Source organism: Janthinobacterium sp. BJB446, from assembly GCF_002735655.1.
Classification (GTDB): domain Bacteria; phylum Pseudomonadota; class Gammaproteobacteria; order Burkholderiales; family Burkholderiaceae_D; genus Janthinobacterium; species Janthinobacterium lividum.
The window spans coordinates 2,602,065-2,626,098 of sequence record NZ_PDZK01000001.1 but is presented as its reverse complement, the minus strand read 5'-3'; the positions used below and the strand labels follow the sequence as shown (position 1 = coordinate 2,626,098).

At 60.7% G+C, this 24,034-nt stretch carries 18 protein-coding genes and 6 tRNA genes; 23 read left to right on the top strand and 1 reads right to left on the bottom strand.

Features of this window, described 5'->3' with window-relative positions; translation table 11 throughout:
- The first annotated feature begins 247 nt into the window (after positions 1-247).
- The 19 genes from CSQ92_RS11570 to CSQ92_RS11480 all read left to right on the top strand — a co-directional run bounded on the left by CSQ92_RS11570 (position 248) and on the right by CSQ92_RS11480 (position 14,821).
- Entirely contained in the window at positions 248-1,750 is a 1,503-nt protein-coding gene (locus tag CSQ92_RS11570; protein WP_070255333.1) for a DegQ family serine endoprotease, read from the top strand.
- A 54-nt stretch (positions 1,751-1,804) separates the two neighbouring features.
- Positions 1,805-2,050: a glutaredoxin family protein gene (locus CSQ92_RS11565; RefSeq protein ID WP_099394181.1), complete on the top strand. Its 246-nt coding sequence runs from the start codon at positions 1,805-1,807 to the stop codon at positions 2,048-2,050.
- Positions 2,051-2,368: 318 nt separating this feature from the next.
- On the top strand, positions 2,369-4,159 hold the full coding sequence (gene lepA / locus CSQ92_RS11560) for a translation elongation factor 4 (protein WP_034749621.1): 1,791 nt from the start codon (positions 2,369-2,371) through the stop codon (positions 4,157-4,159).
- Between the two features lie 3 nt (positions 4,160-4,162).
- Positions 4,163-5,080, top strand: coding sequence for a signal peptidase I (gene lepB, locus CSQ92_RS11555; RefSeq protein WP_034749618.1), 918 nt, complete (start codon positions 4,163-4,165; stop codon positions 5,078-5,080).
- 92 nt (positions 5,081-5,172) lie between these two features.
- Positions 5,173-5,988, top strand: coding sequence for a ribonuclease III (gene rnc / locus CSQ92_RS11550; RefSeq protein ID WP_034749615.1), 816 nt, complete (start codon positions 5,173-5,175; stop codon positions 5,986-5,988).
- 1 nt (position 5,989) lies between these two features.
- Positions 5,990-6,892 carry a GTPase Era gene (era, locus tag CSQ92_RS11545; RefSeq protein ID WP_034749612.1) on the top strand — a complete coding sequence of 301 codons (903 nt, stop codon included), beginning with the start codon at positions 5,990-5,992 and terminating at the stop codon, positions 6,890-6,892.
- Positions 6,893-6,920: 28 nt separating this feature from the next.
- Positions 6,921-7,769, top strand: a complete 849-nt coding sequence (gene recO / locus CSQ92_RS11540) for a DNA repair protein RecO (RefSeq protein ID WP_099394180.1) — start codon at positions 6,921-6,923, stop codon at positions 7,767-7,769.
- Between the two features lie 42 nt (positions 7,770-7,811).
- On the top strand, positions 7,812-8,573 hold the full coding sequence (gene pdxJ, locus CSQ92_RS11535; RefSeq protein WP_099394179.1) for a pyridoxine 5'-phosphate synthase: 762 nt from the start codon (positions 7,812-7,814) through the stop codon (positions 8,571-8,573).
- Between the two features lie 14 nt (positions 8,574-8,587).
- On the top strand, positions 8,588-8,983 hold the full coding sequence (gene acpS, locus CSQ92_RS11530; RefSeq protein WP_099394178.1) for a holo-ACP synthase: 396 nt from the start codon (positions 8,588-8,590) through the stop codon (positions 8,981-8,983).
- 24 nt (positions 8,984-9,007) lie between these two features.
- Positions 9,008-10,888: an excinuclease ABC subunit UvrC gene (uvrC, locus tag CSQ92_RS11525; protein ID WP_034779218.1), complete on the top strand. Its 1,881-nt coding sequence runs from the start codon at positions 9,008-9,010 to the stop codon at positions 10,886-10,888.
- 195 nt (positions 10,889-11,083) lie between these two features.
- On the top strand, positions 11,084-11,668 hold the full coding sequence (gene pgsA / locus CSQ92_RS11520) for a CDP-diacylglycerol--glycerol-3-phosphate 3-phosphatidyltransferase (protein WP_034749601.1): 585 nt from the start codon (positions 11,084-11,086) through the stop codon (positions 11,666-11,668).
- 105 nt (positions 11,669-11,773) lie between these two features.
- Positions 11,774-11,849 (top strand) — tRNA-Gly (locus tag CSQ92_RS11515).
- A gap of 92 nt (positions 11,850-11,941) precedes the next feature.
- Positions 11,942-12,017: transfer RNA gene (locus CSQ92_RS11510), tRNA-Gly, on the top strand.
- Between the two features lie 68 nt (positions 12,018-12,085).
- Positions 12,086-12,161, top strand: a tRNA-Gly gene (locus CSQ92_RS11505).
- 56 nt (positions 12,162-12,217) lie between these two features.
- Positions 12,218-12,293: transfer RNA gene (locus CSQ92_RS11500), tRNA-Gly, on the top strand.
- An 83-nt stretch (positions 12,294-12,376) separates the two neighbouring features.
- Positions 12,377-12,452, top strand: a tRNA-Gly gene (locus tag CSQ92_RS11495).
- 42 nt (positions 12,453-12,494) lie between these two features.
- A tRNA-Cys gene (locus CSQ92_RS11490) sits at positions 12,495-12,568 on the top strand.
- A 279-nt stretch (positions 12,569-12,847) separates the two neighbouring features.
- Positions 12,848-14,335 (top strand): SulP family inorganic anion transporter, encoded by a 1,488-nt coding sequence (locus CSQ92_RS11485; protein ID WP_099394177.1) that lies wholly within the window; start codon positions 12,848-12,850, stop codon positions 14,333-14,335.
- Positions 14,336-14,368: 33 nt separating this feature from the next.
- Positions 14,369-14,821, top strand: coding sequence for a hypothetical protein (locus CSQ92_RS11480; protein WP_099394176.1), 453 nt, complete (start codon positions 14,369-14,371; stop codon positions 14,819-14,821).
- Between the two features lie 25 nt (positions 14,822-14,846).
- On the opposite strand, the gene CSQ92_RS11475 is transcribed toward CSQ92_RS11480, so the two are convergent.
- Positions 14,847-16,553 (bottom strand): methyl-accepting chemotaxis protein, encoded by a 1,707-nt coding sequence (locus CSQ92_RS11475; RefSeq protein ID WP_070254521.1) that lies wholly within the window; start codon positions 16,551-16,553, stop codon positions 14,847-14,849.
- A gap of 382 nt (positions 16,554-16,935) precedes the next feature.
- Here CSQ92_RS11475 and CSQ92_RS11470 point away from each other — a divergent pair, with 382 nt between their 5' ends.
- From CSQ92_RS11470 to CSQ92_RS11455, 4 genes are all read left to right on the top strand, one after another.
- Entirely contained in the window at positions 16,936-19,080 is a 2,145-nt protein-coding gene (locus CSQ92_RS11470; RefSeq protein ID WP_099394175.1) for a TonB-dependent receptor, read from the top strand.
- A 286-nt stretch (positions 19,081-19,366) separates the two neighbouring features.
- Positions 19,367-22,438: a formate dehydrogenase-N subunit alpha gene (gene fdnG, locus CSQ92_RS11465; protein ID WP_099394174.1), complete on the top strand. Its 3,072-nt coding sequence runs from the start codon at positions 19,367-19,369 to the stop codon at positions 22,436-22,438.
- Between the two features lie 13 nt (positions 22,439-22,451).
- Complete coding sequence (fdxH, locus tag CSQ92_RS11460) at positions 22,452-23,375, top strand: formate dehydrogenase subunit beta (RefSeq protein WP_034779207.1); 924 nt, start codon at positions 22,452-22,454, stop codon at positions 23,373-23,375.
- Positions 23,362-24,033 (top strand): formate dehydrogenase subunit gamma, encoded by a 672-nt coding sequence (locus CSQ92_RS11455; protein ID WP_034779204.1) that lies wholly within the window; start codon positions 23,362-23,364, stop codon positions 24,031-24,033. Before fdxH ends, CSQ92_RS11455 begins: the two co-directional genes overlap by 14 nt.
- The last annotated feature ends 1 nt before the right edge of the window (position 24,034 follow it).

Genomic DNA, 24,034 nt, shown 5'->3' with positions numbered 1-24,034 from the left:
GCGTTTTCCATCTTATGCCAGGCTTAACGTTCCTGTCGCCCTCTTGACACTGGCCTTCGGTACGATTGACACTGTGCACAGGCAATATCTTGCTTTTGCGATATATTGTTGCATTGTTTGCCATGCGCGCTGTCAGGTGGGTTTGCCCCTGGTTTTCCGTCATGACGGCCAATCATGCGCGCAGGCAATTGCCTGATCCGCGTTTTGATCCGTTTACCGTTTATATATACTCGAAAAGATCCTTTCCATGAAAAAAAACATGTGTGCCGCCAGCAAGTCGTTTTCAGTGAAGACGCTTTCCGCCTTATTGTTCGGTACGGCTGGCGTCTTCCTTGCTCCCACCATGCTGGGCCTGGCGCCGCAGGCGCAGGCCGCCGTGCCTTCCGTGAAACTGCCTGATTTTTCGGACCTGGTCGATGCCGTCGGCCCGGCCGTGGTGAATATCCGCACCACCGAGCGCCTGAAAATGGGCGCCGCCGGGGCTGGCGTGGGCGGCCAGGATGAGCAGGAAATGCAGGAATTCCTGCGCCGCTTCTTTGGCGGCGCCATGCCCACGCCGCGCCAGCAGGCGCCACGCGGAGGCCGCCGCGCCGTGCCGCAGGAGCAGGAAGTGCAGCGCGGCGTCGGTTCCGGCTTCATCATCTCGGCCGATGGCTATGTGCTGAGCAATGCCCACGTGGTCGATGGCGCCGACGAGGTGTACGTGACCTTGACGGACAAGCGCGAATTCAAGGCCAAGGTGATTGGTGCGGATGCGCGTACCGACGTTGCTCTGCTGAAAATCGAGGGCGGCAACCTGCCGCGCCTGACCATCGGCGACTCGGACAAGATCCGCGTGGGCGAGTGGGTCATCGCCATCGGCTCGCCGTTCAACCTGGAAAATACGGTGACGGCCGGCATCATTTCCGCCAAGTCGCGCGACACGGGCGACTACTTGCCGCTGATCCAGAGCGACGTGGCAGTCAACCCTGGCAACTCGGGCGGTCCGCTGATCAATATGCGCGGCGAAGTGATCGGCATCAATTCACAGATCGCCACCTTGTCCGGCGCCTACAATGGCATTTCGTTTGCCGTGCCCATCGATGAAGCCATGCGCGTGGGCGAGCAGCTGAAAAAGACGGGCAAGGTTGTGCGCGGGCGCATCGGCGTGCAGATCGGCGAAGTGAGCAAGGACGTGGCGGAATCGCTGGGCTTGCCGAACGCCAAGGGCGCGCAAGTATCGATGGTGGAGCCGGGCGGTCCGGCCGACAAGGCGGGCATCAAGCCAGGCGACATCATCCTGAAATTCAACGGTGCTCAGATCGAGCGTTCGTCCGATCTGCCGCGCCTGGTAGGCGGTGCCGCCGTCAACGGCAAATCCACGATAACGGTCTGGCGCAAGGGCGCGCAGCAGGACATTCCCGTCACCGTCGTCGAGCTGGAAAGCGAGAAGACGGCGAAGAAGGGCGCCAAGGAGCCGGAAGCGCAAGCCGTCAACGCACTGGGACTGAAGGTCAGCGACGTGCCGGCCGCGAAAAAGCTGGAATTGAAGATCGACGCGGGCGTGCTGGTCGACGAGGCGGATGGTGTGGCGGCCCTGGCTGGCCTGCAGCCTGGCGACGTGATCTTGCAATTGAATAATGTTGCCGTGAAAGACGCCAAGCAATTCAACGCCCTGGTCGCCAAGCTCGATCCGAAGAAGACATCGGCCGTGCTGGTGCGCCGTGGCGACGTGGCGCAATTCGTTTCGCTGCGTCCATCGGCGAAGTAACTATGTGATCATCCCGCATTCCGGCCGCAGCCGGGATGCGGTATTCTTCCCGCTATGCACTTCACCCTCTATTCCCGCAGTTATTGCCATTTATGCCAGGACATGCTCGATGCCTTGCTCCTGCTGCAGCCGCCTGAAACACCGTTTACCGTGGACGTGATCGATATCGATGCCTCGCCCGATGCCTCGCTGCTGGCCCGTTTCGATGAACTGGTGCCGGTGCTGTTTGGCGACCTGGCGCAGCCCGAGCTATGTCATTATTTTCTTGACGAAGAGGCTGTGCGGCGCTGCTTGGTGTAGCTTAACTGTCAATATTGACACTGCATTGCACCATTCTGGTGCCGAAAACAGCCGAAAATGTCGGCTTGCCCCGGTGCCGGCCTCATAAGACGGGCTTTCTACTCTGAAATCCGGTAAAATGGGGAGGTCGAAAAAGCTACTGTCCGAGGCAGCAGCTTCTGTCGCTTCAAAAGCGCTCGCCTGGGCATGCAGATGTCCTGCTCGGAGCGCTTTTTTTCATCATGAGTGGGGCGCCCGGTTTTGGCCCTGTTTGGCCCGAGCATGATCCCCATGATTCCTGTTAAAGCAGTGTCGTCAACTTCGCACTTATATTAGTTAATGAACAACATACGCAATTTCTCCATCATCGCCCATATTGACCACGGTAAATCGACCCTGGCTGACCGCATCATTCAATTGTGCGGCGGCTTGTCCGACCGCGAGATGGAGGCGCAGGTGCTCGATTCGATGGATCTGGAGCGCGAGCGCGGCATTACCATCAAGGCGCAAACGGCGGCCTTGCACTACAAGGCGCGCGATGGCCAGATCTACAATCTGAACCTGATCGATACGCCAGGCCACGTCGACTTCAGCTATGAAGTGTCGCGCTCGCTGTCGGCGTGCGAAGGCGCGCTGCTGGTTGTTGACGCGTCGCAAGGCGTGGAAGCGCAAACGGTCGCCAACTGCTACACGGCGCTGGACCTGGGCGTGGAAGTTGTGCCCGTCCTGAACAAGATCGACTTGCCGAACGCGGATCCTCCGAGCGCCATTGCCGAGATCGAAGACGTGATCGGCATCGACGCGGGCGACGCCGTGCATTGCTCGGCCAAGACGGGCTTCGGCGTGCTGGACGTGCTCGAGCAGCTGATCGTCAAGGTGCCGCCACCGAAGGGCGACCCAGATGCGCCGCTGCAGGCGCTGATCGTCGACTCCTGGTATGACGCCTATGTGGGCGTGGTCATGCTGGTGCGCGTCATCAACGGCACCCTGAAACCAAAAGACAAGATCCGCCTGATGGCCACCGATTCGGTGCAGCTGGTGGAAGACATCGGCGTGTTCTCGCCCCGGTCGCAATCCTTGCCGCAATTGTCGGCAGGCCAGGTGGGCTTCATCATCGCCGGCATCAAGGAATTGAAGGCGGCGAAAGTGGGCGATACCGTCACCCTGGCCAACCGTCCTGCCGCCGCGCCATTGCCCGGCTTCAAGGAAGTACAGCCGCAAGTGTTCGCCGGCCTGTTCCCTGTGGAAGCGAACCAGTATGACGCGCTGCGCGACTCGCTGGAAAAGCTGAAACTGAATGACGCGGCCCTGATGTACGAGCCGGAAGTGTCGCAGGCGCTGGGCTTCGGCTTCCGCTGCGGTTTCCTGGGCTTGCTGCACATGGAAATCGTGCAGGAACGCCTAGAGCGCGAATTCGACATGGATCTGATCACGACGGCGCCAACCGTGGTGTACGAAGTGATCCAGCGCGACGGCACCATGATCAACGTCGACAATCCATCGAAGATGCCCGATCCGTCGCGCATCGAGGAAGTGCGCGAGCCTATCGTCACGGTCAATCTGTACATGCCGCAGGAATACGTGGGCTCCGTGATCACCCTGTGTATCGGCAAGCGCGGCATCCAGATGGACATGAGCTACCACGGCCGCCAGGTCAAGCTCGTGTATGAAATGCCGATGGCCGAAATCGTGCTGGACTTCTTCGACCGCCTGAAATCGACGTCGCGCGGCTATGCCTCGATGGATTACGAGTTCAAGGAATACCGCGCGGCCGACGTGGTCAAGGTCGACATGCTGATCAACAGCGAAAAAGTCGATGCGCTGGCGATTATCGTCCACCGTTCGAACAGCCAGTACCGTGGCCGCCAGGTGGCTGCCAAGATGCGTGAACTGATCCCGCGCCAGATGTTCGACGTGGCCATCCAAGCGACTATCGGCGCCAACATCATTTCGCGCGAGAACGTGAAGGCCTTGCGCAAGAACGTGCTGGCCAAGTGCTATGGCGGCGATATCAGCCGCAAGAAAAAATTGCTGGAAAAACAAAAGGCGGGTAAGAAACGCATGAAGCAAGTGGGTTCCGTGGAGATCCCGCAAGAGGCATTCCTGGCAATTTTACAAGTGGATGGTTAATCAATGAACCTGCAAGTGATTTTAGGAAATTTCGCTTTAATCCTGTTCGTGCTGATGGTGTTGACGGGCCTGGTCTGGTGCCTGGATGTGTTTTATCTGTCCAAGCAGCGCCGCAAGGCGGCCGACCGCGCCCTGGCCGAGTTCGACGCACGCCAGTCCAAGCTGGCTGCCGAGGGCATCAAGTCCGATGCGGGCGGCAGCCGCGCCAGCATCGAGGCGGCCCTGTTGCGCCAGCCGACCTGGGTCGAGTATTCGGGCAGCTTCTTCCCCGTCATCGCGCTCGTGTTCTGCCTGCGCTCGTTCCTGTACGAGCCATTCAAGATCCCGTCGAGCTCGATGGTGCCGACCTTGCTGGTGGGCGATCTGATCCTGGTGAACAAGTTCACCTATGGTATCCGTTTGCCGATCGTCAACAAGCGCATCATTGAAGTCAACGATCCGCAGCGCGGCGACGTGATGGTGTTCAAGTATCCGAAAGATATGTCGCAAGACTATATCAAGCGCGTGATCGGTGTGCCCGGTGATAAAATCACCTATGAAAACAAGCGCTTGACGGTGAACGGCAAGGAAGTCGCCTACACGCCGCTGGACGACTACCTCGATGACGAAAGCACGGTCTACCACAAGCAGCTGGAAGAAAACCTGACGGGCGTGAGCCACCGCATCCTCAACGACGAGCCTGCTCCAACGTTGAACTTGCGCGAAGTGAAGGATTTCCCGCACAAGGATGCGTGCAACTACAACGAAGACGGTTTTACGTGTGTAGTGCCACAAGGCAATTACTTCATGATGGGCGACAACCGCGACAATAGTGCGGACAGCCGCTACTGGGGCTTCGTGCCGAACGAGAACATCGTCGGCAAGGCTTTCCTGGTGTGGATGAACTTCAGCAATCCGAAACGCGTGGGCGGCATACACTAAGCCGGTCTGGTCTGTAAAGGACCAGCCATGGCTGCCGCGCCGATTCCCCGCGTGGCGGCCAGCCGAATTACTCAGATGACACAGAAACAACAATGAATCTTCAGCTATTGCAAACCCGTTTAGGCTATACGTTCCAGGATGCTGGCCTGTTGCAGCAAGCCTTGACGCATCGTAGCCACAGCAGTTTGCATAACGAGCGGCTGGAATTCCTCGGCGACTCCATCCTCAACTGCGTGGTCGCTTCCATCCTGTACGAACGCTTCAAGTCCATCGACGAGGGCGACCTGTCGCGCCTGCGCGCCAATCTGGTGAAGCAGCAGTCGCTGTATGAAATCGCGCAAAAGCTGGAGCTGTCGCAATTCCTGCGCCTGGGCGAAGGCGAACTCAAATCGGGCGGCTTCCGCCGTCCATCGATCCTCGCCGACACCCTGGAAGCCTTGCTGGGCGCGATTTTCCTCGACACGGGCTTCGATGCCGCCAGCACGGTGATCCGCGCCTTCTACATTCCCATCCTCGATTCGGTCGATCCGCAAACCCTGGGCAAGGATGCCAAGACCCTGCTGCAGGAGTTTTTGCAAAGCAAGAAAATTTCGCTGCCACAGTACAACGTGGTGGCCACCCACGGCGCCGCCCACAGCCAGGAATTCGAGATCGAATGCCTGGTGCCGAAATTGAACATCCAGGTCTACGGCCGTGGCGGAAGCCGCCGCGCCGGTGAGCAAGCCGCCGCCAAACTGGCGCTGGACGTGGCAGAGCAGGCGCTGTTGAAGTCGCCTGCCGCCAGCCGCAAGCCCAAACCGCGCGCCGCCCAGCTCAAGCTGGCCGGCATTGCCACCATCCAGAGCGACGACGCGCAAGCTCCTGCAGCCCCGGCGATCGCCGCTCACACTAAACAGAATCGACACTAGCATGACAGCCACCAAAATGCCCGACAACTTCCGCTGTGGCTATATCGCCATCGTGGGCCGCCCCAACGTGGGCAAATCGACCCTGATGAACGTGCTGATCGGCGCGAAGGTCAGCATCACTTCGCGCAAGGCGCAAACCACGCGCCACCGCATCACGGGTATCCAGACGGTGCCGGATGCGCAGTTCATCTACGTCGACACGCCAGGCTTCCAGACGCGCCACTCGAACGCGCTGAACAAGACGCTGAACAAGACCGTGACGAACACCCTGATTTCCTCGGACGTCATCCTGTACGTGATCGAAGCGGGCACGTTCGGCCCGGCCGACCAGCAAGTGATGGATCTGTTGCCGAAGGAAGTGCCTTGCATCCTCGTCATCAATAAATCGGACCGCGTGAAGGACAAGGCCGTGCTGCTGCCGTTCGCGCAAAAGATCGCCGCCATGCGCGACTTCGCCGCCATCGTGCCTGTTTCCGCCAAGCTGCACTTCCAGCTGGAAGGCTTGCAGAATGAAATCAAGCGCTTCTTGCCGGAAAACCAGCCGATCTTTGGACCGGACGACATCACGGACCGCAGCGAGAAATTCCTCGCCTCGGAAATCGTGCGTGAAAAACTCTTCCGTTTCGTGGGCGACGAACTGCCGTACACGAGCACCGTGCTGATCGAGAAATTCGAGCAGGAAGGCGATCTGCGCCGCGTGTTTGCCGCCATCCTGGTCGAGCGCGATACGCACAAGTCCATGATTATCGGCAACAAGGGCGCGCGCCTGAAGGAAGTCTCCACCCAGGCCCGCCTGGATATGGAAAAGCTGTTCGGCGGCCCCGTGTACCTGGAAATCTGGGTCAAGGTCAAGTCGGGCTGGGCCGACAACGAGGCGGGCTTGCGCGCCTACGGCTACGAGTAATCCGCAACCCGGGGGCGACGCCACACGCATGAGCACCACCACGCCAGCGCTGCAGCATCCTGCGCCAGCTTCACCTGCTGTTTCCGCACCTGGCCCCGCGTCGGTGGCCATCGCGCCGCCGGCCGTACCTCCCACAGCACCCCGGCGCAGCCGTCCGCCCACGCGCGACGGCCGCATCACGGGCCAGCCAGCCTTCGTGCTGCACAGCTACCCGCATAAAGAAACCAGCCTCATCGTCGACGTGTTTACGCGCGAGTACGGCCGCATCGCGCTCGTTGCCAAGGGCGCCAAGCGGCCCCATTCGCAGTTGCGCGGCGTGCTGCAGACGTTCCAGCCGCTGCAAGCGGGCTGGACGGGCAAGTCCGAGCTGCGCATCCTCACCGGTGCGGAATGGGTGGGTGGCATGTTGCCGCTGGAAAAGACCGCCTTGCTGTGCGGCTTTTATTTGAACGAATTGCTGGTCAAATTGCTCGCGCGCGACGACCCGCATCCCGTCCTGTTCGACCACTACGTTGCCACCTTGAATCAACTGGCGCACAATGAGCCGCCGCCCATCGTGCTGCGCAAGTTCGAGCGCGCCCTGCTCAAGGAAACGGGCGTGGCGGCCGACCTGACGCGCTGCACGGGCACGCGCCAGGCCGTCGAGGCGGGGCAGGTGTACGTGGTCGACCCGGAACGGGGGCCGCGCCCGGCGCGCGCCGCCGACGCCTGGCCCAGGATCACGGGCAAGACCTTGCTCGACATGGAGCGCGAAGATTATCTTGACGTGGCCACGCAGGCGCAAAGCAAGCTGCTGATGCGCTTTTTGCTGGCCCATCAACTGGGCGGCGCCACCTTGAATACGCGCCAGATACTGATTGATTTAATGCAGCTGTAGCTGAGGTTTGCAGCAGGACAGCACTTTACGGATACCATTTATATGAGCTTTTTGCAGCCTTCCGGCCCCGTCATCGACCTGGGCGTCAACATCGACCACGTGGCCACCTTGCGCAATGCGCGCGGCACCGCGTATCCGGACCCGATCCGCGCGGCACTGCTGGCCGAACAGGCCGGCGCCGACGCCATCACCCTGCATTTGCGCGAAGACCGCCGCCACATCAAGGATGCGGACGTGATCGCCATCGCGCCGCAATTATTGACGCGCATGAACCTGGAAGCGGCCGTCACGGCCGAGATGATCGATTTCGCCTGCCGCATCAAGCCGGCGGACGTCTGCCTGGTGCCGGAAAAGCGCACGGAAGTGACGACCGAAGGGGGCCTGGACGTGGTGCGCTACTTCAAGGAAGTGCAGGCGGCGGTGCAACAATTGCAAGGCGAGGGCATCCGCGTGAGCCTGTTCATCGATGCGGACGAGCAGCAGATCGCTGCCGCCGCCGAGCTCGGCGCGCCCGTGATCGAGCTGCACACGGGCCGTTATGCCGATACGCAAGGCGTCGAGCAGCTGGCGGAGCTGGAGCGCATCAAGGCGGGCGTGCTGTTTGGCGTGGGCCGCGGCTTGAAAGTCAACGCGGGTCACGGCTTGCATTACACCAATGTGCAGGCCATCGCCGCCATTCCCGATATTGCTGAGCTGAACATCGGCCACGCCATCGTCGCGCACGCCGTGTTTGTCGGCTGGGAAAATGCCGTGCGCGAAATGAAGGCCATCATGGTGGCCACGCGCCTGGGTCACAGGGCTTGACAGGGGAGTAGGGCATGATCTACGGCATCGGTACCGATATCTGCAAGATACCCCGCATCGAGGCGGCCCTGGCGCGGCACGGCGAGCGTTTCGCGAAAAAGATACTGGGACCGCAGGAACTGGAGAAATTCCGCGCCCGCAGCGCCAAGAATGCCGCGCGCGGCGTGCGCTTCCTGGCCACGCGCTTCGCGGCAAAGGAAGCGTTTTCCAAGGCCATCGGCCTGGGCTTGCGCATGCCGATGACCTGGCCCGCCGCGCAGATGCTGAACCACCCCAGCGGCAAGCCGATGATCATCTGCAGCGGCGTGCTGGCGCAGTTCATGGAGAAAAATTGCCTGAGCGCGCAAGTGACCATCAGCGACGAGGAAGAATATGCGGTCGCGTTCGTGATCGTGGAACAGGCAGTGTAACTATAAGTGCGCAATGAGCCAGCAATGACCGAAGCAAGCCCAGAACCTTCCTTGGCGGAAACGCCACCCGATCCCCGCGCGCAAGTGCTGGCGACCGTCGCCAAGCTGCCGAATTTGCCCGGCGTGTACCGCTATTTCGACGCCGCCGACAAGGTGCTGTATGTCGGCAAGGCGCGCGACCTGAAAAAACGCGTCTCCAGCTACTTCCAGAAGAACCTGGCCAGTCCCCGCATCGCCATGATGGTCGAGCGCATCGCACGCCTGGAAACGACGGTCACGCACAGCGAAGCGGAAGCATTGATCCTGGAAAACAACCTGATCAAGGCGCTGCAGCCGCGCTACAACATCCTGTTCCGCGACGACAAGTCGTATCCCTATTTGAAAATCACCAATGGCGATGCGCCGCGCATGGTGTATTACCGGGGCGCGGTGGATAAGAAAAACCAGTATTTCGGGCCGTTCCCCAGCTCCTGGGCCGTCAAGGAATCGATGCAGATCCTGCAAAAGGTGTTTCTGATCCGTACCTGCGAGGACAGCGTGTATGCGAACCGCACCCGTCCCTGCCTGCTGCACCAGATCGGCCGCTGCAGTGCGCCCTGTGTGGACCTGATCAGCAAGGAAGACTACAAGAACGACGTGGAAAACGCGGCGCGCTTCCTGCGCGGGCGCCAGAGCGAAGTGCTGGCCGACCTGGAAAAGAAGATGCACGCGTTTGCCGCTGAATTAAAATTCGAACAGGCCGTGGTGGTGCGCAACCAGATTGCCTCGCTGTCGCGCGTGCTGCACCAGCAAAGCATGGAGACGACGGGTGACGCCGATGTGGACATCCTCGCCGTGCTGGTGCAGGGCGGGCGCGCCTGCGTCAACTTGGCCATGGTGCGCGGCGGACGCCATCTGGGCGACCGCGCGTATTTCCCCAGCCAGCTCAGCGATGCGGCGGCGATTGCCGAGGAGCCGATCGAGGTGGAAGTGCTGGCCGCCTTCCTGGCCCAGCACTACACGGAAAAATTCATTCCCGGCACCCTGATCCTGAATATCGAATTCGACCAGCCAGCCCTGATGGTGGCGCTGATGGAGCAGTGTGGCCACCGCATCAACCTGATCTTCCAGCCGCAGGGGCAGCGCCGCCAGTGGCTGGAAATGGCGCAGAAGGGCGCCGAGATTTCGCTGGCGCGCTTGTTGTCCGAACAGGGGTCGCAGCAGTCGCGCACGCGCGCGCTGGCCGAAGCGCTGCGCCTGGAAACGGAAGACCTCGACAGCCTGCGCGTGGAGTGTTTCGACATCAGCCACACGCAGGGCGAGGCGACGCAGGCGTCGTGCGTCGTGTTCCACCATCACGCCATGCAGAATGGCGAATACCGGCGCTACAACATCAACGACATCACGCCCGGCGACGATTACGCGGCCATGCGCCAGGTCCTCATGCGCCGTTACGAGAAAGTGGCGAATGGCGATGGCGTGATGCCGGACGTGGTCTTGATCGACGGCGGCAAGGGACAGATCGAAATGGCGCGCCAGGTGTTCGCCGAGCTGGGACTCGATATCAGCCTGATCGTCGGCGTGGCCAAGGGGGAGGGGCGCAAGGTGGGCCTGGAAACCCTGCTGTTCGTCGATGGCCGCGCGGCGCAGGAACTGGGCAAGGAATCGGCGGCCCTGATGCTGATCGCGCAGATCCGCGACGAGGCGCACCGCTTCGCCATCACCGGCATGCGCGCCAAGCGGGCCAAGACGCGCCAGACGTCGCGCCTGGAAGAGATCGAGGGCATCGGCGCCAAGCGCCGCCAGAAATTGCTGTCGCGCTTTGGTGGCTTGCGCGGCGTGGTCGACGCCAGCATCGAGGATCTGATGTCGGTGGAGGGGATTTCCACGCAGCTGGCAGAAGAGATTTACAAGCAGCTGCATTAGAACTCCTAACCAAACCTACTGCGCTTCTCGGTCGCAACTCACCGCCGCTCGCTACGGTTTTGTGAGGGTTCTATGACGGCCTGGTCCGGTGCCGCGGCAACCGGACTAGGCTAATACCCTGGGGCCATGTAGACTAGTGGCGCTTTCTTCACGCTTTCCTCATGTTCAATTTACCCGTCGGCCGATTGCTCTCTTATGCCTTTTAATATTCCCATCCTTTTGACCTGGCTGCGCGTGGCCCTGATACCGCTCGTCGTCGGCGTGTTTTATCTGCCGCCGTCGATGCTGCTGCATGGCGACCAGAACCTGGTTGCCACCCTGGTCTTCATTGTTGCGGCCGTCACCGACTGGTTTGACGGCTTCCTCGCGCGACGCTGGAACCAGACCTCGGCCTTTGGCGCCTTCCTCGACCCGGTCGCCGACAAGCTGATGGTGGCGGGCGCCTTGCTGGTGCTGGTGCAGCTGGACCGTGTGAATGCCGTGCTGGCCTTCATCATCATCGGCCGCGAAATCACGATTTCCGCGTTGCGCGAATGGATGGCGCAGATCGGTGCATCGAAATCGGTGGCAGTCAGCTCGATCGGCAAGATCAAGACGGCCGCGCAAATGACGGCCATTCCCCTGCTGCTGTACCACGAAGTGATCTTTGGCGCGATCGACACGCACGTGTGGGGCGAGAAGCTGCTGTGGATCGCCTGCGTGCTGACGGTGTGGTCGATGTTCTATTATTTGCGCCTGGCATGGCCGCTGATTAAAGAAAAAGCGGGAAATTTGCACTAAGAATAGGCAGGCGGCTGCTTTGTGCGGAATATTTTGCAAAACACCAGATATTGCCCGTTGACAGCCCCTGTAATCCCTCTATAATGCTGGCCTGTTGTTGATGACGCGGGAGTAGCTCAGTTGGTAGAGCGCAACCTTGCCAAGGTTGAGGTCGAGAGTTCGAGACTCTTCTCCCGCTCCAGTTTTCTGGATCGTGTCATAGGTAAAAACAGCGAATGCAGTAAAAAGTAGTACTGGCGATGTAGTAGAGCTTCTGATACAATGTTGTCCACTGCGGGAGTAGCTCAGTTGGTAGAGCGCAACCTTGCCAAGGTTGAGGTCGAGAGTTCGAGACTCTTCTCCCGCTCCAGTGAATGCTGGATCAGCAAAGCAGCACTGGTAAACGGTAGCAAAAAGCAGTAAAATAGCGGTTCGTATGCGGGAGTAGCTCAGTTGGTAGAGCGCAACCTTGCCAAGGTTGAGGTCGAGAGTTCGAGACTCTTCTCCCGCTCCAGCGAAAGCTGAAGCAGTACAGCAAGAATGGCAGTAGCAGAAAATAGAAGCTCCAATGCGGGAGTAGCTCAGTTGGTAGAGCGCAACCTTGCCAAGGTTGAGGTCGAGAGTTCGAGACTCTTCTCCCGCTCCAGAATTCTAAAGGGAAGCTAAGCTGGCTTCCTTTTTTTATCCGCCGCGGTACGCAGCGAGATTAAGCAGTAACCAAGCTCCAATGCGGGAGTAGCTCAGTTGGTAGAGCGCAACCTTGCCAAGGTTGAGGTCGAGAGTTCGAGACTCTTCTCCCGCTCCAGTTTTCAAGGTGTGCCGCAAGGCCCATCCAAGCAGTTCCTCTGGCGAGGTAGCAAAGAGGTTATGCAGCGGCCTGCAAAGCCGTTTAGACGGGTTCGATTCCCGTCCTCGCCTCCAGATGAAAAAAATAGCCCACTTTCGAGTGGGCTATTTTTTTGTCCGCGCATTTGCCTGACTTTTGTCGGCTGCGCATCTTGTATAATGCCGCCAAGCTCAGCCGCGCCGCCTGGCGCCTTGATGAAACTTCCCCTTTCCGCCATACCGATGTAGTCACTGACGACTTTCCTGCTCCGATAGACCTCAGCGCAGCTTTTTTGTGACGCCCGCTGGTATGGCTGTGCCTGATGATTGTCCATCAGGCCGGCATTTTCCTGTTCCGACTTTGGATACGCATCAATGATCAACACAACTTTTCGGGATGAGTGGTTCTCGAACCTGCAAAAGAACGTCCTGGCGGGCTTGACCACTTCCTTTGCCCTGGTGCCTGAATGCATCGCCTTTGCCCTGGTGGTGCAATTGAATCCCCTGATGGGCCTGTATGGCGCCTTCATCATTTGCGCATTCACGGCCATTTTTGGCGGACGCCCCGGCATGATTTCCGGCGCCGCCGGTTCCATGGCCGTCGTCATCGTGGCGCTGGTGGCGCAACATGGCGTGCAATACCTGCTGGCCACCGTGGTGCTGAGCGGCATCCTGATGGCCTTGTTCGGCATCTTGCGGCTGGGTAAGCTGATCCGCATGGTGCCCTATCCGGTGATGCTGGGCTTTGTGAATGGCCTGGCCATCGTCATCGCCATGGCCCAGCTGGAACACTTTCGCCAGGCCACGCCGCAGGGCGAAGCGTGGCTGCAAGGCATGCCCTTGTATGTGATGGGCGCGCTGGTGGCGCTGACCATGGCCATTGTCTACGTGCTGCCGCGCATCACGAAGGCCGTGCCTCCCGCGCTGGTGGCCATCCTCGGCGTGGGCGTGCTCAGCCATTTCTTGCACCTGCCCACGCGCACCCTGGGCGACCTCGCGCATATCGCCGGCGGCCTGCCGGCCCTGCATTGGCCCACCGTGCCGCTGGACATGGCGACCTTGCATATCATTTTCCCATATGCAGCCCTGATGGCCATGGTGGGCTTGCTGGAAACTTTGCTCACTTTTAATCTTACCGATGAGATGACTGAAACGCGGGGCCATCCGAACCGCGAATGCATCGCCCTCGGCGCATCGAATGTCGTTTCCGGCCTGTTTGGCGGCATGGGCGGTTGCGCCATGATCGGGCAGACCATGATCAACCTGAGCTCGGGCGGCCGTTCGCGCCTGTCGGGCGTGACGGCCGGCGTGATGATTTTGCTGTTCATCCTGTTCCTGTCGCCGCTGATCGAGCGCATCCCGCTGGCCGCCCTGGTGGGCGTGATGTTCGTCGTGGCGCAGCAGACGTTTGCCTGGGGTTCCTTGCGCGTACTGGGCAAGGTGCCTTTGCAGGATGCGCTGGTGATCGTTGCCGTGACGGTCATTACCGTATTCACGGACCTGGCGATGGCCGTGCTGTGCGGCATCGTCATCGCCGCCTTGAATTTTGCCTGGCAGCATGCGCGTGAAATGCGTGCCGATATCGATGACAGCAGCGCCGGCGTGCGCGTGTACCTGCCGCATGGCACGCTGTTTTTTGCTTCCACCACGCATTTCCAGGAACTGTTCCAGCCAGCGTCGGACCCGGCCCGCGTCATTCTCGATTGCCGGCACCTGCACATGGCCGACCACTCGGCCATTGCCGCCATCGAATCCTTGTATGAACGCTATGACAAGGCGGGCAAGCATCTGCAGGTGACGCATCTGTCCACCCGCAACCAGGCCTTGCTGCAGCGGGCCGGGGTGGATGTCGGCGTGGCGTAAAATAGGGGATTGTTGAATGTCTGTGGAGTGTGAATGCTGTCGAACGAACAAGAGCAATTATTGCAACAAAGCCAGGCGGGATTCGACGCCTACTATGACGCGCTGGGCGCCTCGCTGGTGAATTTCGTCGAGCGCCTGGGCATCCAGCCGGCGCACGAAGTGCTGACCAACGCGGCCGAATACCTGCCGTATATCGACGCGGGCATGCGCACCATCGTCATCCGCGACGAGAGCTGGCAGTGGGTAAAAACCATGCTCGGCTATTTTATCGGCGAATACTTCGTGCAAGGCCATGCGGGCTGCTGGTATGTGGAAACGCGGGCGGAATCGCCGCATTTTTGCCGCACTATGGTGGGCGGCTTCGAGCATGGCTTGCCAGCGGACGCCGCCATCGATCCGGAGGCGCTGGCGCTGGAATTTCTGGGGCAATCCGTGCCGCGCGAGCTGGCGGTACTGATCGCCAAAGCGCAAGCCCGTGCGGCTTGATGCCGCACGGCTTGCTTAAGCAGACTTAAAACTCTTCCCACTCGCCTTCGGCCGGCGCAGTTGCCTTGCTGCTGGCGCGCGTCGCGGGCAGGCGCAGGGCAGGGGCCGAAGCCTTGCGGGCTGGTGCGGCAGCAGTTGGCGTTGCGCTGCGCTGTGCCGCTTTTACGCTGAAACGGTCGGTCGCTACTGCATTGGCATCGAGGCGGAAGACGCTGACCACCTGCGCCAGTTCGCTCGCCTGTTCCTGCATCGCTTCGGCCGCTGCCGAGGCTTCTTCCACCAGGGCCGCATTTTGCTGGGTCACCTGGTCCATTTCGGAAATGGCCTGGTTGACTTGCTCGATGCCCGCGCTCTGCTCTTCGCTGGCGTTGCTGATCTCGCTCATGATGGACGTGACAAAGCCGATGCTTTGCACGATTTCTTCCATCGTCTTGCCTGCCTTGTCGACCAGGTCCGTGCCCACGTCGACCTTTTGCACGGAGTCGTCGATCAAGCCCTTGATCTCTTTTGCCGCCGCTGCCGAGCGCTGCGCCAGGTTGCGCACTTCCGTGGCCACCACGGCGAAGCCGCGGCCCTGTTCGCCGGCGCGCGCCGCTTCCACGGCCGCGTTCAATGCCAGGATGTTGGTCTGGAAGGCGATGCCGTCGATGACGGAAATGATGTCGACGATTTTCTTCGACGAGGTATTGATTTCGCCCATGGTGGCGACCACTTCGGCCACCACGGCGCCGCCGCGGCTGGCGATGCCGGCCGCGTCGCCGGCCAGTTTATTCGCCTGGCGCGCGTTGTCGGCGTTCTGTTTGACGGTCGAGGTCAGTTCTTCCATCGACGAGGCCGTTTCTTCCAGCGAACTGGCTTGCTGTTCCGTGCGCGACGACAGGTCCTGGTTGCCGGCGGCGATTTCCGCGGAGGCCGTGGCGATGGTGTCGGTGCCGCTGCGCACCTGGCCCACGATGCCCACCAGGCTGTCGTTCATGGTTTTCAGGGCATGCATCAGCTGGCCCGTTTCATCGCGGCCCTGTGCCGTGATGGTGCTGGTGAGGTCGCCAGCTGCCACGGTTTCCGCCACTTTCACGGCGGCGCGGATGGGGCCGGTGATCGAGCGCGTGATCCACCACGCGAAACCGATGCCCATCAGCACGGCCAGCACGCCCATGGTGATCAGGAAGATGCGGGTGCCGCTGTAGGCTTCGATGATGCTGGCGCCGACGCCGTCGGCGGCCTTGATCTGCATGTTGGCAAAGCGTTTGACTTCGGCCAGGTAGGCCACGGTGATCGGCGCGACTTCCTTGTCGAACACGACCTTGGCACCTGCCACGTCGCCGTCGGCCTTCATCTTGAAGGCGCGCGCGCGCGTCGTCACGTAGTCGGTGCGGACCTTGCGCACGACCTTGAATTGCTCGATCACGGCAGGATTGAGCAAGGACGCGATGATGTCATCCTGCAGCTTGCTGGAACGCTCCGCATCGACTTTCAAGTCTTCCTCGATCTTGGCGCGCACGACAGGATCGGTGATCTCGAACGAGGCGACGCCGCGCACGCTGTTGAGTTCAATGATCTTCGACCATTCGGCCACCATGCGCTGGTTCTTGATGCTGGTATTGATGAGACGATAAGTCAGGTCGCTGGCCGTTTGCATGCGCACGAGGGCGGTGATGGTCAATGCGGCAAGCAACAGCAATACGACAGCAAAGCCGACGCCAAGGCGGCTGCCGATGTTCAGGTTTTTCATGTAATTCCTAACAGTTTAATAGTCATGATCGCCGCCGCCAGCAGGGGCGGACAGGCGCCGCAAGGCGCATGGGATCGGGGTCTTCGGGTGCCGCGTGATGGCTGTGCGGCGCGCCACGCTGAGCGTGGCGATGGAGGTGAAGCAAGGGGCATGTCGGTCAGGCTGACCGCTGCCCAGCAAGCCGCAAGTATAGCATTGACGCAGAGAAATAGTTTTTCAAAGCAATTTTAATTGTTTTTTGATATTGATTTCCTGTTGTGTTTTTACATCAAGTACCTGCGCTATAAGTACTATCACTTACATAAGTGCTGACTTATCGCATGGCCGCCTGATAAAATACTAATGATAATCATTCGTATTAAAACATCGACCAGGGAATTGTATGCAGCGCAAGCCAGGATTCAAACCGATCACCATCGCCGTACTGGGCGCCTTGACCTTTGGCGCCACGCCATTGGCTACTTGGGCACAGGAAAGCTTGCCCGCCGTCACCGTGACGGCGGCTAAGGACAAGGATGGCTATGTTGCCGCCACCTCCGCCAGCGGCACCAAGACGGAAATGGCTTTGCGCGACGTGCCGCAGACGATCAACGTGGTGCCGGCCGCCGTCATCCGCGACCAGAACGCCATGTCGATCCAGGACATCATGAAGAACATCCCCGGCGTGGGCTTGTCCACGGGTGATGGCCAGCGCGACCAGGTGTTCATCCGCGGCTTCACGGCCATCGGCGACCAGTTCGTCGACGGCTTCCGCGATGACGCGCTGTACTTCCGCGACCTGTCGAATGTGGAGCGCCTGGAAGTGATCAAGGGGCCGGCCGCCGTGCTGTACGGCCGCGGTTCCTCGGGTGGCCTGGTCAATCGCATCACCAAAAAACCGGGCGTGGATATCACGGACGTGGCCCTGAGCCTGACGAACACAAAAGGGCGCCGCGGCGAAGTCGACGTCGGCCGTGTCGGCGAGACGGTGGACTGGCGTGTCACGGGTGCGCGCGAATTGTCGGACAGCTACCGCGACCAGCAATTCATCAACCGCACGGCGCTGGCCCCTTCCGTGGCCATCCGCTTGTCGAGCGCGACGAAACTGCTGCTGCAGGGCGATTACCTGGAAGACCGCCGCCTGACGGACTTCGGCATCCCGTCCTACCAGGGCCGTCCCGTCGCCGTCGATGCGGGCACCTATTATGGCGCCGCCAACGCCCGCGATGCGGACTTCAGTCAGTCGCGCGTGGTGTCTACGGCCGCGACACTGACGCACAAGTTCAGCGATACGCTGTCGCTGCGCAATGCCTTCCGTTACTACGATTACCACCTGGACCGCAACAACACTAATATTTCCGGCAACGTCAACGAAGTCAAGGGCACGATGAGCCTGGGTCACGCCAAGCTCAACCGCGACGAGAGCGGCTGGTTTAACCAGACGGAACTGACGCAAAAGCTGGTCACGGGCACCTTGCGCCACGAAGTGCTGTACGGCGCCGAGTTCGGCAAGCAAAACAAGGATGCGTCGAGCTGGGCTTCGACCGTGGTGGCGACGAATGTATCGATCTTCAACCCCGTCCTGCCGCAGGTCAACCGCAGCAAGCTGGGCGCGCGCGGCGATACTTTCGGCACCTATGACACGGCCGCCGCCTACGTGCAGGACGCCATCAGTTTCAGCGACGAGTGGAAGGCGCTGGCCGGCCTGCGCTACGACCGTTACAAGCAGCAGTCGCGCCTGGCCAATGCGGCCGGCCTGACGACGGCGGACCTGTCGCGCACGGATTCGGCTTACAGCCCCCGCGCCGGCCTCGTCTGGCAACCGAGCGCGGCGCAATCGTATTACGCATCGTGGAGCCGTTCGTTCCAGCCGAGCGGTGAAAACTTCGCCCTGGCCGCCAACAATGCCGACCTGGCGCCGGAAACCACGCGCAACACGGAAGTGGGGGCCAAGTACGACCTGTGGGGTGGCCGCGCCAACGCCACCGTGTCGCTGTTCCGCCTGGAGCGCGACAATATCAAGACCAGCGACCCGATCACGAACCGCATCGTGCCCGTCGGCACGCAGCGCACGGACGGCCTGGAACTGACCTTCAACGCGGACTTGCACGATGGCTGGAAGATGATGGCCGGCTACGCTTACCTGGACGCCACCATCACCGATTCCATCGCCGTCGACCGCAGCGTGAATGCGCCGGGCACGACGACGGCCAGTTCCGTCGCCATCAAGGGCAAGCGCGCCACTTTGACGGCGCGCAACACGGCCAATCTGTGGCTGACGAAAGACCTTGGCCACGGCTTCACGGTGGGCGGCGGCGCGAATGCCGTGGGCAGCCGCTTCGCCAACCCGGGCAACACCGTCGTGCTGCCAGGTTACGTGACGGCCGACGCCATGGCCGCTTACCGCACGGGCCGCTATGAAGTGCAACTGAACGTCAACAATATCGGCGACACGCGCTACATCGTCTCGGGCCACGGTTCCAGCCCGAATCTGAGCTTGCCGGGCGCGCCGCGTAACGTGGCGCTGACCTTGCGCTACAGCTTGTAATCTGTCATTTTTCTGACGCATCCCAAACCCGCTCGCGAGCGGGTTTTTTCATGGTGGGTAGCGATGTGCAAGCGTGCCGGGCAGGCTGGCATTGTTTAGAGGGAATATTCGGTATCGTCAAATTAATGTTGACTAAAGGCAATTTTTTCCAGCGGACTAAGCCTTGTCGGAGTTTGAGGGGTAAAATACTGTCATACGGCACAGGCATGGTGCTTATATCTTGGTGATATGACACGACCACGACGCCGTATGACTTTTTATTTACTTACATCATAGAGGCCTGAATATGGTTCAGATGTCCAGGCGCCAGTTCCTTCGGGTAACTGGCGCGACCATTGCTGGTTCCAGCCTCGCCCTGCTCGGTTTCGCACCGGGCCAGGCGATGGCGGAAGTGCGGCAATACAAGCTGTCTCGCACGACCGAGACACGCAATACCTGTCCCTACTGTTCGGTAGGATGCGGCGTCCTGCTGTATGGGCTGGGCGACGGCGCGAAAAATGCCGTGTCCAGCATCATCCACGTGGAAGGCGATGCCGATCACCCGGTGAACCGCGGCACCTTGTGCCCGAAAGGCGCCAGCCTGGTCGACTTCATCCACAGCCCGAACCGCCTGAAAGTGCCCGAATACCGCGCACCGGGCGGCACGGAGTGGCAACCGATCTCCTGGGATGTGGCGCTCGACAAGATCGCGCGCCTGATGAAGGATGACCGCGATGCCAACCTGATCGAAAAGAATGCCGACGGCAAGACCGTCAACCGCTGGCTCTCCACCGGCATGCTTGCCGCGTCCGCCGGCAGCAACGAGGTGGGGTATCTGACCCACAAGACAGTGCGCAGCATGGGGATGCTGACCTTTGATAATCAGGCGCGTGTATGACACGGACCGACGGTGGCAGGTCTTGCCCCGACGTTTGGCCGTGGCGCGATGACGAATCATTGGGTCGATATCAAGAATGCCGACGTGATCCTGGTCATGGGCGGCAATGCAGCAGAAGCACATCCTTGCGGATTCAAATGGGTAACGGAAGCGAAGGCGCATAACAAGGCCAAGCTGATCGTTGTCGATCCGCGCTTTACCCGTACCGCATCCGTGGCAGATTACTACTGCGCCACGCGTACCGGCACGGACATCGTCTTCCTCGGCGCGATCATCAATTACCTGCTGACGAACGACAAGATCCAGCATGAGTACGTGCGCAACTACACGGACATGCCTTTCATCGTGCGCGAAGACTATGCGTTCGAGGATGGCCTGTTCTCGGGTTTCGACAAGGAAAAAGGCAAGTACACGGACAAGGCCACCTGGGATTACGAGATCGGCGACGACGGCTATGCCAAGGTCGACCCGACCCTGGAACACCCGCGCTGCGTCTACCAGATGATGAAGAAGCACTATGCGCGCTACACGACCGAGATGGTCGAACGCACGTGCGGTGTGTCGGCCGACAAGTTCCACAAGGTGGCTGAGGCGTTGGCTTCGACCGCCGTGCCGGGACGCGCCGGTACCATCCTGTACGCGCTGGGCTGGACGCACCACTCGACGGGCGCGCAAACCATCCGCACGGGCGCCATGGTGCAGCTGTTGCTGGGTAATATGGGGATCGCCGGCGGCGGCATGAACGCCTTGCGCGGCCACTCGAACATCCAGGGCTTGACCGATCTGGGTCTGATGTCGAACCTGTTGCCAGGTTACATGACCCTGCCCAACGAGGGCGAGCAGGATTTCGACGCCTACATCGCCGCGCGCGCCACCAAGCCGCTGCGGCCGAACCAGCTCAGCTACTGGAGCAATTACCGCAAATTCCACGTCAGCTTCATGAAGACGTGGTGGGGCGACTTTGCCACGGCGGAAAATAACTACGCCTTCGACTACCTGCCGAAACTCGACAAGCCTTATGACTTGATGCAAGCCATCGAGAACATGCACCAAGGCAAGATGACGGGCTATATCTGCCAGGGCTTCAATGTGCTGGCGTCCGCGCCGAACAAGCAGAAGGTCACGGAAGCGCTGTCGAAGCTGAAGTTCCTCGTCATCATGGATCCGCTGGCCGTGGAAACGGGCGAATTCTGGAAGGCGCACGGGCAGTATCACGAAGTCGATCCCACCAAGATCATGACGGAAGTGTTCCGCCTGCCGACCAGCTGCTTCGCCGAAGAACGCGGTTCGCTGGTGAGCTCTTCGCGCGTGCTGCAGTGGCACTGGCAGGCGGCTGAACCGCCGGGCCAGGCGCGCAGCGACCTGGAGATCATGTCCGGCCTGTTCCTGCGCATGCGCAGCATGTACAAGAAAGAGGGTGGCAAGTTCCCCGATCCTATCGTCAACCTGACGTGGAATTATGCGCAGCCGCATAATCCGCAGCCGGAAGAAATCGCCCGCGAATTCAACGGCCGTGCGCTGGCCGACCTGTACGATCCGAAGGACGCGACCAAGCTGCTGGTGAAAAAGGGCGAGCAGCTGGCCTCGTTTGCGCAATTGCGCGACGACGGCACGACCACCAGCGGTTGCTGGATCTTCGCTGGCAGCTGGACGCAGGCGGGCAACCAGATGGGACGGCGCGACAATAGCGACCCGACCGGCATCGGCCAGACGTTGGGCTGGGCCTGGGCGTGGCCGGCCAACCGCCGCGTGCTGTACAACCGCGCCTCGTGCGACTTGAAGGGCAAGCCTTTCGATCCGACCCGCAAGCTCATCGAGTGGAATGGCACGAACTGGAGCGGGGCCGATATTCCCGACTTCAAGGTCGACGAACCGCCGGAAAACGGCATGGGTCCGTTCATCATGCTGGGCGAGGGCGTGGCGCGCTTCTTTGCGCGTGGCGCCATGGCCGAAGGGCCGTTCCCCGAGCATTACGAGCCGTTCGAAAATCCGCTGGGCTACAACCCCATGCATCCGAAAAACCCGCAAGCGACCAGCAATCCGGCCGCGCGCGTGTTCGCCGATGACCGGAAAATGTTCGGCACGCATGAGGAATATCCGCATGTGGCCACCAGCTACCGCCTGACCGAGCATTTCCATTACTGGACCAAGCATGCACGCCTGAATGCCATCATCCAGCCGCAGCAATTCGTTGAAATCGGCGAAGAGCTGGCCAAGAGCATCGGCGTCGTCGCCGGTGGGGAAGTGCGCGTCAGTTCCAAGCGGGGACACATCATCGCCAAGGCCGTGGTCACCAAGCGCATCAAGGCTTTGATGATCGAGGGCAAGCCGGTGCATACCGTGGGCCTGCCGCTGCACTGGGGCTTCACGGGCGTGGCCAAGCCGGGGTATCTGATCAATACCCTGACACCGGGCGTGGGGGATGCGAATTCGCAAACGCCGGAATTCAAGTCCTTCCTCGTGAAGGTGGAAAAAGCATGATGGGAGCTCAATAATGGCACTGCAATCCTTAGATATCCGGCGCCTGTCGGCTACCACGGTGACCCCGCCGCAAGCGCGCAGCCCGGTGACGGGCACCGTGGCCAAGCTGATCGATGTGTCGAAATGCATCGGCTGCAAGGCTTGCCAGACGGCGTGCATGGAATGGAACGACTTGCGCGATGAAGTCGGCGAAAACCATGGCACCTATGACAATCCGACGGACCTGACGCCGCAATCGTGGACGGTGATGCGTTTTGCCGAACACGAAAACAACGACGGCAACCTCGAGTGGCTGATCCGCAAGGATGGCTGCATGCACTGCGAGGACCCGGGCTGTCTGAAAGCCTGTCCGGCGCCGGGCGCCATCGTGCAATACACGAACGGCATTGTGGACTTCCATCAGGAAAACTGCATCGGCTGCGGCTACTGCGTGGCCGGCTGTCCTTTCGATGTGCCCCGCATTTCGAAAAAGGACGACCGCGCCTACAAGTGCACGCTCTGCTCGGACCGCGTGGCCGTGGGCCAGGAACCGGCTTGCGTGAAAACCTGCCCGACGGGCGCCATCGTTTTCGGTACCAAGGAAGACATGAAGGTGCATGCGGAAGAGCGCATCGTCGACCTGAAGTCGCGCGGTTTCGAGAACGCGGGCCTGTACGACCCGTTGGGCGTGGGCGGCACGCACGTGATGTACGTGCTGCACCATGCCGACAAGCCGAAGCTGTATTCGAACTTGCCGGAGCGCCCGCGCATCAGTCCGATGGTGGGCTTCTGGAAGGGCTGGTCCAAGCCGCTGGCGGTGGCCGGCATGGCCGCCACGGCCCTGGCAGGCTTCTTCCATTACACGCGAGTCGGTCCGAACGAAGTGAGCAAGGACGAAGAGCACGAAGCGCTGGAAGAGGCCAAGCGCATCCGGGAGGAAGACCATGAGCCACAGTGATCTGCATGATGGAAAGCTGCGCGACAAGGACGGCAACCCGCTGATCCAGCGCTACGACCCGAACGAGCGCACGAATCACTGGGTGACCGCCATCACCTTCGTCATGCTGGCGCTGTCCGGCCTGGCCATGTTCCATCCCTCGATGGCGTGGCTGGCGAACCTGTTCGGCGGCGGGCAATGGACGCGCATCCTGCATCCGTTTGCCGGCCTGGTGATGTTTGTCTCGTTCGCGATCCTCGTGGTGCGCTTCTGGCACCACAACAAGTTCGAGGACGGCGACAAGCAGTGGCTGAAACAGATGGACGACGTGCTCAACAACCGCGAAGAGAAGCTTCCGAAGATCGGCAAATACAATGCCGGCCAGAAGATCCTGTTCTTCGTGCTGCTCGCTTGCATGGTGGGCTTGCTGCTGTCGGGCATCGTGATCTGGCGCGCGTACTTTGCGTTCTATTTCCCGATTCCCGTCATCCGCGCGGCCGCCTTGCTGCACGCCGTGTGCGCGTTCGGCATCATCTGCTCCATCATCGTGCACATCTATGCGGCCCTGTGGGTCAAGGGTTCGATCGGCGCCATGGTGCGCGGCACCGTCACCTACGGCTGGGCGCGCAAGCACCATCCGAAGTGGTTTGAGGCTGTCATTCGCAATACAAAAGACTAAG